We start from the raw sequence: 11476 nt of genomic DNA on the forward strand, positions 1-11476 counted from the left end.
AATCTGCCGGGTTTTTTATTTTAATTCATCGTTACAGCATCAGAATAAAGTAGTTTATCTAAACTTTCATCACGACTATACACATCTGGGAAAAAGTTTATTTCACCATTATCCTGAACCCAGGCAGTGAAATAACCTATATAAACCGGGATTTTTTGTTTAAGCATACAGGTTGTTTCTTTTTCGCCGCTCATAGCTTTATCAATTTTATCTGCAGGCCAGTCTGGATTATCTTTTAAAATAGCCAGAGCCAAATTTTTTGCTTCTTTTACATTAATACAACCATGACTGAATGTACGATTTTCAAAATCGAATAAACTTTTTGCCGGTGTATCGTGCATGTAAATATCATTTGGATTTGGAAACATGAATTTTACCAATCCCAATGAGTTTTTAGGTCCTGGTTTTTGTCTTACACGACCTCCATTCCATTCCATATTATTTTCGGCCAGATAATTTTTATCTCTTGCAATCTGCGATTTCAATTCATTTTGAATAATACTCTGCGGAACATACCAATACGGACTGAAAACAATTCGGTCCATCATACCACTGAATATTACGGTTTCACTCAACCTATTACCAACAAAAATATCCGAAACAAGAGCATATTTCCCATCCTTTACATAAAACATCCTAAAAGAAGGAATATTGACCATTACATACTCATTTGCTTTAGACAAGTTGGTCGGAATCCATCTACATCTTTCCATGTTCAACATTATAGTCTTAATACTTTTGCTGATGGGCTCATTCATCTGATTGATATGCTCTCTAGTTATGGCATAATTTATTTTCAGATTGTATCGTTTTTTGTAATTCCAAACTGCAGCCATTAATTCTTCATCATAAACATTACTTTTAGAATCACGTTTCAAATCTCCAATAATAAACAAACGCTCTCTAATTTGTTTAATAGCAACTGCAGTATCATCTGGTCTTAAATCTTTGAAATTCGCACTGTCAATTGTAATTTTCTTCCAAAGGCCATCAGTTTCAATTTTTCGATATTTTTTTAATGCGTCTTTCAATTTGTAGTATTGACTAAACAAAAGATTATCATCTTCATTTAAGCGATTGGTGTCTACAATTAAAGAATCTAAAATTTTAGAATAAGAAATACTTTTAGCAGGCAAAAACCAGCCAATTTTCTTTAATGTCGCAGGATCTACCCCAGAATAGACATTACTGGCATAGAAAATATACATATTAGTTAGAAGCAATTCGGTATCTAACTTTGGAGGATCAATATTATCACTTTCATTAAATGCTTGATCGATTACCTCTTTATAAGGCATTTTATTATCGATTCCCTGATCTTTCAGCACATTTACTTTTTGATACAATAAGGCCGCAAATTCAGTAATCTTATCATCATCATACCAAATCGATTTATACTGCTTGTTTTTGTAAAGATCCTCAACATCTTTCTGATACTTTTTTAGTTTAGGATATTTTTTAAAGAAAGCATTTAAAGATGCCGCATCTATGTTGAGCGCTGAGACATATTTATTATTCATAAAAGCCTTTCTGCTTTCTGTTTTATCTGAGTAAGGATGAAATGAAAATGCAAAAAAGCTAATCGCAATAATAATTGTAGAAAAAGTAAAATTTCGCATATTTTTAAAGTTTAGAATGATAAAAAATAACTTCTCAAAAAAAATACGGAAAACCCAATAAAGAATTCTAAAAGATAAGTTTTCACATACTTTTTTTAACTGGAAATCATAGATTTGGGTACTCAAATATAGCGAAGTTTTATGAGAATCAACTTCAAAAAAGAAGAATATTTATACAAAAAAGCAGTCTTGACTAGACCAAAATATTTCTATTTTTAGATTTAAAAGTTCAAAAAAAATAAACTTCATAATTTTGAATAATCTCTATATCAATAATTACAATTCAAAATCGCTTAATTCCGAACTTAATGCGTTATCTTTGCACCCTGAATTCAGTTTAAATAAGTACAATCTTTAAAACTGACTTTTTAGTATAGAAAAATAGCCCATTACAATGAAATTAGATAGAAAAGAAATTCTTAAAGCATTAGAAACAATTACTATTGCTGGCGAAGGAAAAAATATGGTTGAAAGCGGCGCTGTAACCAATGTTATTACTTTTGGCGATGAAGCTGTTGTAGACCTTGTATTGCACACACCGGCAATGCACATTAAAAAGAGAGCAGAAGACGATATTAGAAAAACAATTCACGAATTGATCTCTCCTGATGCTAAAGTTAAAGTAAATATTAAAGTAGAGTCTCCTGAAAAGCCTGAAATTAAAGGTCGTGCTATTCCAGGAATCAAAAATATTATTGCAGTTGCCTCTGGAAAAGGAGGAGTAGGAAAATCTACTGTAACGGCAAACTTAGCGGTAACGCTTGCAAAAATGGGCTTTAAAGTTGGTGTTTTAGATGCTGATATCTATGGTCCTTCAATGCCGATTATGTTCGACGTTGAAAACGAAAAACCGGTTTCTATAACGGTTGACGGAAAATCAAAAATGAAACCTATCGAAAGCTACGAAATCAAAATGCTTTCTATCGGATTTTTTACTGCTCCAAGTCAGGCTGTAATCTGGAGAGGTCCAATGGCTGCAAAAGCATTAAATCAAATGATTTTTGATGCAGATTGGGGCGAATTAGATTTCATGCTTTTGGATTTACCTCCTGGAACCGGAGATATTCACTTGTCTATCATGCAGTCTCTTCCTATTACTGGAGCTGTTGTAGTAAGTACACCACAAGCTGTAGCTTTAGCAGATGCTAAAAAAGGAGTAGCGATGTTTATGCAGGATAATATCAATGTTCCGGTTTTAGGAATTATTGAAAACATGGCTTATTTCACGCCTGAAGAATTACCTGACAATAAATATTATATCTTTGGACAAGAAGGTGCTAAAAATCTTGCTCAAGATCTTGAAGTTCCATTTTTAGGAGAAGTTCCAATTGTACAATCTATTCGTGAAGCAGGAGATTACGGTCGTCCAGCAGCATTGCAAACCGCTTCTGCAATAGAAAAAGTATTTGAAGAAATTACTAGAAATGTAGTTCAGGAAACAGTAAACAGAAACGAAAGCTTACCTGCAACTGAAGCTATTAAAATTACAACAATGGCAGGTTGCTCTGCAGTAAAGAAAAATTAATTAGAAAATGAGATAATTTGTCAATTAGATAATTTTTTAAAATCTTCTAATTGGCACATTATCACAATTGACACATTATAATTATGACAACAGAAGAATTAACAAATAATGTTTTATTGGCCTTAGATGAGATAAGACCATTTTTAAAATCTGACGGTGGAGATATTTCATTAATTTCTATTGAAGATGACAAACATGTAAAAGTTCGTTTGGAAGGAGCTTGTATTAGCTGCAGCGTTAATCAAATGACACTGAAAGCAGGAGTTGAAACAACTATAAAAAAATATGCACCACAAATTGAAACAGTGGTAAACATAATGTAACAAAAGAATACATTTTGTAAAGAATCGTTTTTTTGATTTTTAACAAGAATAATAAGCCTTATTGTTGTTTGTGTGAAAAATTCACAAAAAAACCTTTATAAAATGCAGTTTTTTGAGACATTCATAAAAAACTACTCAAAGATTTAAGAGTTTCGGTTACAGAATTGTTACATTTTTAATTTAAATTTGTAAACTAACCCTAAATCTTAAACTATGAGAAACTATTACGCTCTTTTTTTATTATTGTTTGTAAGTGTCGTAAATGCACAACAGGGTCAAACGCTTCTTGCTTATAAAGCTTGGGTAAATGAATCTGAAGAATGGTCAGATTTTCAATATTCGGGACAAATTATATTTTCTACGAATGGAAAAACTGAAGAAGGCGCTTTAAGAATTGGCAATTATGATTTTTTATATGACCTTTGCGACGGAAAAGCAAAGTTTTCAAATAAAGCAACTTACAGTTCTGCCGAGTTCTCTCATCCGAGAAAACTTGCCGCACTGACAGACAAGCAAGGAGTATTAAACTCTACCTACGAAGGAACATTAATTTTCCAAGCTGATAAAGATTATTACTCTGTCATCTCCGTTGTCACTATATTAGAAAAGGGAGGCAATATAATTGGTGTAAAAATGCGCCTGAAAGACGGCAATCGAAAAGAATATGCTTTTAGCTTAAAAGACAAAAGTTAAAATTAATAAAGAGTTTGAACACGTTTTCAAATTCTATAATAAAATTCCAATAATTTAAAATGGATGTATTAATAAAGATTAAAGATCGAGAAGGAGTTATACACGAATTACAGGCTCCAACTGATATGGCAATGAACATAATGGAGTTATGCAAAGCATACGAACTTCCTGTTGAAGGAACTTGTGGCGGAATGGCCATGTGTGCTTCTTGTCAGTGTTATGTTCTAAATGATGTTGCATTACCAGAAATGGGAGACGATGAAGAAGCCATGCTTTCGGAAGCTTTTTACGTTAAATCAAATAGCCGTTTAGGATGCCAGATTCCAATTACTGAAGATTTAGAAGGTTTAGAATTAGAATTAGCACCTGAATACTAAAAATATAAAAAAAGCGAGAATTAAATAATTCTCGCTTTTTTTATACCTAGTGATTTTTTTCAAGACTTAACCACTTATTTCCATTTCCAATCAAACTCCGAAATAAAGCTTATTCCTTTTTTTTCAGTTATCATTTTTAACTCATCTCTAAGGGCCTCAATATTTTTAACTTCAGATTTTGGAATCATAATACTCAAACCTGTCTTTAAAGCGATAAAAAAATAATCCTTTATTTCACTGATATTCTCAAATCCAGAAAAATTCAATTCTGAACTACCAATATCTTTACTAAAAGCCTCCAATACATCTTCTTTAAAAAGCAATTTGGAAGCAACTCCAATTCTATTTTTAAAATTCTCTTTCACATATTTCCTAAAAACTCTTTTGTAGTATATTTTCAAATAAATAGGGAAAAAACAAAAACAAAAAATACTTGCTCCTGCAAAGTAATAGGCCAACGGGAGATTATTAGTTACATAAAACAAAAAGCCAATTAATAGCAGTATCATCAAAACTAATACTCGACCCGTTTTTCTTTGTTTCTTTATTAATTTACTTTTTGAAGCCAAGTATAATTGCTGCTGTAAATAATCGTTTTCTGTTAAGCTATAATTCAGTTCCATTTCACACAAATGTATTTATTGAGCTATAAAAGTATTTTTAATAGTTTCTTTTTAACACCATAAAAAGTTTTATTACTACTATCATAGGATGTATTAATGAATCAAAAAAGCCGTAATTACTTTCGCAATTACGGCTTTCTCTTTATAACAATTTTCTTTAATCTCTAAGACTATACCAAACCAGCTTGAATTAAATATTCAGCAATTTGAATCGTGTTTGTTGCAGCACCTTTTCTTAAGTTATCAGCAACAATCCACATGTTTAATGTGTTTGGCTGACTTTCGTCACGACGAATTCTTCCAACAAAAACATCATTTTTACCTTCTGCATATAATGGCATTGGGTAGGTAAAAGTATCTAAATTATCCTGCACCACTACTCCATCAGTGTTGTGTAAGATTTCGCGAACTTCATTCACTTCAAAATCATTTGTGAACTCCACATTCACAGCTTCACTATGTCCACCTACAACTGGGACACGAACTGCAGTAGCTGTAACTCTAATCGTGTTATCACCTAAGATTTTTTGAGTTTCACGAACTAATTTCATTTCTTCTTTAGTGTATCCGTTATCCTCAAAACTATCGCAATGTGGAATTGCATTTCTGTGAATTGGATATTTATAAGCCATATCACCTTGAATTCCTGCGTATTCGTTTTCTAATTGTTTTACTGCTTTTACTCCAGTTCCCGTGATCGACTGGTAAGTAGAAACAATAATTCTTTCGATATTATATTTTCTGTGCAAAGGAGCCAAAGCTAATACCATCTGAATTGTAGAACAGTTTGGGTTTGCAATGATTTTATCTTCTTTAGTCAAAACAGAAGCGTTGATTTCTGGAACTACTAATTTTTTAGTAGGATCCATTCTCCATGCAGAAGAGTTGTCAATAACGGTTGTTCCAGCAGCAGCAAATTTTGGCGCCCATTCTAATGAAGTATCTCCACCAGCTGAGAAAACAGCAATATCAGCTTTCATATCAACTGCCGTTTGTAAACCAACTACTTTATATTTAGTTCCTTTGTATTCAATTTCTTTTCCTACTGATCTTTCAGATGCAACAGGAATTAATTCTGTAACTGGAAAATTTCTTTCCGCTAAAACTTTAAGCATTACTTCGCCAACCATTCCGGTAGCACCTACAACTGCAATTCTCATTTTTATATTTTTAAATAATCAATTAATCTAATTTGTAAAGCAAAAATAAGTATAATAAAAGTCTTGACAAGGTGATTCACAAAAAATAACAAAATGTTACAAAATAAACATTTTGTAAAAAAACCGCCTCTTTAGAAGGCGGTTAAGTTAGACTTAGTGTAGCGGTATTATATTTTTATTTATTTTTTAATAAATCTCTAATTTCTGTAAGCAATTCTTCCTGAGTTGGTGCTGCAGGCTGATTTGGTGCTGGTTCTTCTTTCTTTTTAAGACTGTTTAATGCTTTAATGATCAAGAACAAAACAAAAGCTACAATAATAAAATTAATTACTGCCGAAAGAAACATACCATATTTAACTCCACCAAAAGCGGTCAAATCTTCTATCCTTGATAAATGAGCTGCGTCTAAAGCAGGTTTTAGCACTAAAGGTGTAATTACATCTTCTATAAATGAACTTACAATTTTACCAAAAGCAGCTCCAATAATTACTGCAACAGCAAGGTCAACTACGTTGCCTTTCATTGCAAATGCCTTAAATTCTGAAAAAAATCCCATATCTGATTTGTTTAGTTTTACATTAAATGAATATCGAAAATACGTAATTTTATTGAAAGTTCTTAACGCTATCGGAAAAATACGCGTTTTACTCGCTGCGAAATACTGGTCATTATCTCATACGGAATTGTTTTTAAAGCTACTGCCATCTCAATTACCGTTGGGCTTTCGCCGAAAATAATTACAGGATCGCCCTCTTTACAATCAATTTCTGAAACATTTACCATTAGCATGTCCATACAAACACTGCCAACAATTGGTGCTTTCTGATTTTTGATCGTGACAAATCCCACTTCATTTCCCCATAATCTCGAAATTCCGTCGGCGTAACCAATCGGGATTGTGGCAATTTTAGTTTGTTTTTCTGCCATAAAACGGCGTCCGTAACCTACGCTGTCACCAGCAGGAATCACACGAACCTGAGAAATAATGGATTTTAAAGTCCCAACATTTTCTAAATATTTCTGTTCTGCAGAATCATTTGAAACGCCGTATAAACCAATTCCTAAACGAACCATATTATATTGGGCATTCGGGAAATTACTGATTCCAGAAGTATTCAAAATATGTCGAATCGGATTGATGTTCAATTCTGAAATTAATCGCGAAGATAATTTCTCAAACAATGCAATCTGTTTATTTACAAAGTCATAATGTTTCGGATCATCGCTTGTCGCTAAATGCGATAAAATACTTTGAACACGAACAGTTGAATTTCCTTTCAAGGTATCTATTAATTCCTGAAGCGTATTTTCTTCAAAACCTAAACGATGCATTCCTGTATCAATTTTGATATGAATCGGGAAATCTTTTAAGTTCTTTTCACGTGCGATTTTCAAAAAGGCATTTAATCCTTTTATGCTATAAATTTCGGGTTCTAACTGATATTGAATGATGGATGGAAAACTGGTAGATTCCGGATTTAAAACCATAATTGGCAATTTAATTCCACCATTTTTCAACGAAATCCCTTCATCGGCGAAAGCCACTCCTAAATAATCAACTTTATGATGTTCTAGCAATTTTGCAATTTCTAAACCGCCGTTTCCATACCCAAAAGCCTTTACCATTACCATCATCTTGACATTTGGTGCCAATTTAGATTTAAAGTAATTGAAATTATGACTAATAGCATCGAGATTGATTTCCAGAACTGTTTCGTGTGTTTTTTCTTCAAGAAGCGAAACAATTTCTTCAAATTTAAAAGACCTTGCTCCCTTTATTAAAATGGTTTCATTTTGAAAATTCAAACTTTCAACTGCTTCGATAAAATCAGCCGTACTTGGAAACATTATACTGTTTGGAAATTTAGCAACAAAAGATGAAATAGTTTCTCCAATACCAATTAAGCGATTTATTTTATTGTCTGAAATTAATTGTGCTACTTTAGAATACAATTCTTCATTTGTAAATCCGCTTTGAAAAATATCTGATAGAATTACTGTTTTTGAAGCGCTTTTTTTCTTTTGGCTTTCTAAGAAATCCAAAGCAATTTTTAATGATTGAAAATCAGAGCTGTAACTATCATCTATAATACTGCAGTTATTGATTCCGTTTTTAACTTCGAGACGCATTCGAACAGGATACAGCATCTCAATTCTGCTTTGAATAACTTTCTGGTCGTATTTAAAATACAGCAAAACCAATAAACAGGAAATAGCATTTTGTACAGAAGCCGAGTCGTTAAACGGAATTTCTAAACTGAATTTTTCATTGTTATATTGATATTCAATATTAATGTGATCGTTTTTACTTTCTTTTTTTGAAATAAAAACATTTGCATTTTGATCTGAAAAACTCCATGAAAATAACGTTTGATTCGCGTGATTCAATTCATTCAAGCAAAGATCAACTTTTTCATTTTTTTGATAAATCACTACTGAAGCATCTTTGAACAGCAATAATTTTTCTTTGATTTTTTGTTCTAAATTTTCGAATCCTTCGTCGTGAGCAGAACCAATACTCGTTAAAACTCCAATAGATGGTTTTATGATTTTCTCCAACTTAGCCATTTCATTGACTGTAGAAATTCCTGCTTCAAAAATCCCTAAATTGTGTTTTTCGTTGATTGAAATCACCGAAAGTGGAACTCCGACTTGAGAGTTATAACTTTTTGGACTTCTAACAATATTATAATCAGGACTCAATAAGAAATTAAGCCATTCTTTTACGATTGTTTTGCCGTTACTTCCTGTTAGTCCGATAACTGGAAAATGGAATAAATTTCGGTAATAGGCAGCAAATTCCTGAAGAGCCTGAAGCGTATTTTCGACAACTAAGAAATTAGCTTTATCTGCATAACCTTCCGGAATATACTGAACCACAAAATTCTGTACTCCGTTTTCTATTAAATCGGAAATAAATAAATGAGCATCATTATTTACACCTGCCAAGGCGAAGAATAAAGTTTGAGATCCGTTTTGCAGTGAACGGCTGTCTATTGAAATATGGTCAATAAAAACATCAGTTTCTGAACCAATCCATTTGGCGTTTAGAACTGAAATCAGGCTTTTTAAATTTAGGCTCATTTAGAAATATCTTTTTTTCAAAATTAAGATATTAAAGATAGAAAAGAGTTGTGATTTTCTTAAAAAAAAACAAACTTAGAGATTAGAAAAGTCTGCCACGAATTTCACTAATTACACTAATTTTTCTACTTTCTAGAAATATAGATTAGAATAACCCAATAAAAGAAATTCGAGAAAATTTGTGCAATTCGTGGCAAAGAATAATATTTGAGTATATTTGTTTATTACCCGAAAAATTGCCTGTTTTGAAAAAAATACTTCCGCTTTTCTCCTATATACTCCATCCGATTTTTATAGCGCTTTATGCTACAATGTTTTATTTATTCTGTAAAGGAGATATCTTTGGTACACAGGAAAAATATTATGTCCTGCTTCAGATATTGGTGATCAATGTGATTGTACCTATTTTATTTTATTTACTTCTTAAGTCTACAGGACACGTAAAATCTGTTATGCTGAGTCAGACCTCCGAGCGTACAATTCCACTAATCTTACAGTGTTTTTTATATATTTTGCTGGTAAAACGAAGTATCGTTATTGTGCGTTATCCTGAACTTCACTTCTTTTTTCTAGGCGCATTATTCAGTGCTATTCTGGCTTTGGTATTTGCACTTTTCAAAATAAAAGCGAGTTTACATATGGTTGCCATTTGCGGTTTTGCCATTTTTGTAATTGGGTTAAACATTCATCTTCAAATGCATAATCCGTATTGGCCGGCATTATTAATTTTGTTGTCGGGAATTGTCGCTTCATCTCGTTTAGAAATGAATGCTCATACTTCAAGAGAAATATTAATTGGTTTGTTTATTGGAATAATGCCTCAGTTATTGTTTTTATACCTGTGGTTATAAAATGTAAAAAATCAATCCGGCATTTAAGCTTTTCATGTTGATTTTTTCTCCTGATAAAGTCGTCGCTGAATTAAACAAAGGACTTAGGCCATAATACAAATATACATTCCAAGTGTTGTATCCTGCTGCCAAATAAGGCCCGTATTGAAATTTATTAATATCCTTGTTATTATTAATTCTATAGGTATTTTCACCGTCATCTAAAAGAGAAGTACTCGAGAAAATGTAACTCAGTTTTACTCCACCATAGATACGCCAAAATTTAGTGCTTTCGTAAGTAGAATTTCTCCATCTGAATTCTATTGGAAGATCTACAGAATACTGTCTGTAACGATTAGAGGCAAATTCGCTGGAATTATTTACTCCATATATAATTGCACCTGCAGCATCTTTAGAAATATTTAAATTCTGATTGTAATTTTGATAGCTCAACCCTAATCCTGTCGCAATCGCTACTGTTCTGGATTTGTTAACCGGCATATCGCGTAAGAATCCTGCAGAAAGTCCAAGTGAAAATTTATTCTGTTTAAAATTAATTGGAATATCTGTAAACATGTTATAGGTCATAGAAAAGAAAAACTGATCTTCTCTATATAAAGAGTCTATTTTAACTACCGGTTTTATCTCAGGTTTAACCGCTTCTTGTGCAAAAGAGCTAAAAAAAGTGAGTAAAAATAGGCAGCTAAAAATAATTCGCATATCGTAAGTTTGTTTTTAAAAGGTTGTTTTAAACAAACGTTCTTGTACATCTGTTTATTTCATATACAAATATAATATAATGCTTTTTCAGGCAGCGCTAAGAACTACAAATATTCTTATTTTGCTTACGAATAAAATTAATTGTTGCATTTTTTTCAATGAATTGACCGACAGAAGCAAAAAATTGATGAATTTTCTTTTTATGTTTTATACCTTTGCAGGATAATGAAGAAAAAGCAGCTCATATTAAGTTTATCCTTTGCTGTAACAATATTGTTCTCGATATTGTTTCAGTCGATACACAGTTATGAGCACATCGTAAAACAACTTTCTGAAAAGCAGTGTCATCATAATTACAATGATCCAAATGGTGAAATAACGCATCAGCATCATGATTATGACGTTTGTTTTGTTTGTCATTTTGTCTTTGAATCCTTTATTATTCCAAAGGATTTCTCTTTTCAGTTTCATTCTTTTGATCGCGAAACTCCTTATTTCTTCCCTTTTTCAGAAAAGATTTTT

Annotated in this window: 12 protein-coding genes; 5 read left to right on the forward strand and 7 right to left on the reverse strand. The window is 32.1% G+C overall.

Going from position 1 to position 11476, the window contains the following annotated elements:
* Positions 1–20 precede the first annotated feature (20 nt).
* Positions 21–1619, reverse strand: a complete 1599-nt coding sequence (locus tag NQQ59_RS13530; protein WP_144215854.1) for a L,D-transpeptidase family protein — start codon at positions 1617–1619, stop codon at positions 21–23.
* A gap of 394 nt (positions 1620–2013) precedes the next feature.
* Here NQQ59_RS13530 and NQQ59_RS13535 point away from each other — a divergent pair, with 394 nt between their 5' ends.
* The 4 genes from NQQ59_RS13535 (at position 2014) to NQQ59_RS13550 (ending at position 4537) form a co-directional block, all read left to right on the forward strand.
* On the forward strand, positions 2014–3144 hold the full coding sequence (locus tag NQQ59_RS13535) for an Mrp/NBP35 family ATP-binding protein (RefSeq protein WP_144215856.1): 1131 nt from the start codon (positions 2014–2016) through the stop codon (positions 3142–3144).
* An 83-nt stretch (positions 3145–3227) separates the two neighbouring features.
* Positions 3228–3467, forward strand: a complete 240-nt coding sequence (locus NQQ59_RS13540; RefSeq protein ID WP_057116000.1) for a NifU family protein — start codon at positions 3228–3230, stop codon at positions 3465–3467.
* Positions 3468–3680: 213 nt separating this feature from the next.
* The gene (locus NQQ59_RS13545) at positions 3681–4160 is read left to right on the forward strand and encodes a hypothetical protein (protein ID WP_144215858.1); all 480 of its coding nucleotides are present in this window, start codon (positions 3681–3683) and stop codon (positions 4158–4160) included.
* Positions 4161–4219: 59 nt separating this feature from the next.
* The gene (locus NQQ59_RS13550) at positions 4220–4537 is read left to right on the forward strand and encodes a 2Fe-2S iron-sulfur cluster-binding family protein (protein WP_091490641.1); all 318 of its coding nucleotides are present in this window, start codon (positions 4220–4222) and stop codon (positions 4535–4537) included.
* 74 nt (positions 4538–4611) lie between these two features.
* On the opposite strand, the gene NQQ59_RS13555 is transcribed toward NQQ59_RS13550, so the two are convergent.
* From NQQ59_RS13555 to NQQ59_RS13570, 4 genes are all read right to left on the reverse strand, one after another.
* Positions 4612–5106: a YcxB family protein gene (locus NQQ59_RS13555; protein WP_144215860.1), complete on the reverse strand. Its 495-nt coding sequence runs from the start codon at positions 5104–5106 to the stop codon at positions 4612–4614.
* Positions 5107–5330: 224 nt separating this feature from the next.
* Positions 5331–6320 carry an aspartate-semialdehyde dehydrogenase gene (locus NQQ59_RS13560; protein WP_144215862.1) on the reverse strand — a complete coding sequence of 330 codons (990 nt, stop codon included), beginning with the start codon at positions 6318–6320 and terminating at the stop codon, positions 5331–5333.
* A gap of 175 nt (positions 6321–6495) precedes the next feature.
* Entirely contained in the window at positions 6496–6876 is a 381-nt protein-coding gene (gene mscL, locus NQQ59_RS13565) for a large conductance mechanosensitive channel protein MscL (RefSeq protein ID WP_091490638.1), read from the reverse strand.
* Positions 6877–6944: 68 nt separating this feature from the next.
* Positions 6945–9404: a bifunctional UDP-N-acetylmuramoyl-tripeptide:D-alanyl-D-alanine ligase/alanine racemase gene (locus tag NQQ59_RS13570; protein WP_257698301.1), complete on the reverse strand. Its 2460-nt coding sequence runs from the start codon at positions 9402–9404 to the stop codon at positions 6945–6947.
* Positions 9405–9649: 245 nt separating this feature from the next.
* On the opposite strand from NQQ59_RS13570, the gene NQQ59_RS13575 reads away from it, so the two are divergent.
* Complete coding sequence (locus NQQ59_RS13575) at positions 9650–10255, forward strand: hypothetical protein (protein WP_257698306.1); 606 nt, start codon at positions 9650–9652, stop codon at positions 10253–10255.
* On the opposite strand, the gene NQQ59_RS13580 is transcribed toward NQQ59_RS13575, so the two are convergent.
* Entirely contained in the window at positions 10250–10954 is a 705-nt protein-coding gene (locus NQQ59_RS13580) for a porin family protein (RefSeq protein ID WP_144215866.1), read from the reverse strand. The two genes, NQQ59_RS13575 and NQQ59_RS13580, sit on opposite strands and share 6 nt — an antisense overlap.
* Before the next feature lie 252 nt (positions 10955–11206).
* The gene (locus NQQ59_RS13585; protein ID WP_186296596.1) at positions 11207–11425 is read right to left on the reverse strand and encodes a hypothetical protein; all 219 of its coding nucleotides are present in this window, start codon (positions 11423–11425) and stop codon (positions 11207–11209) included.
* Positions 11426–11476: the final 51 nt, after the last annotated feature.

It is taken from the genome of Flavobacterium panacis (assembly GCF_024649945.1).
Classification (GTDB): Bacteria; Bacteroidota; Bacteroidia; order Flavobacteriales; family Flavobacteriaceae; genus Flavobacterium; species Flavobacterium panacis.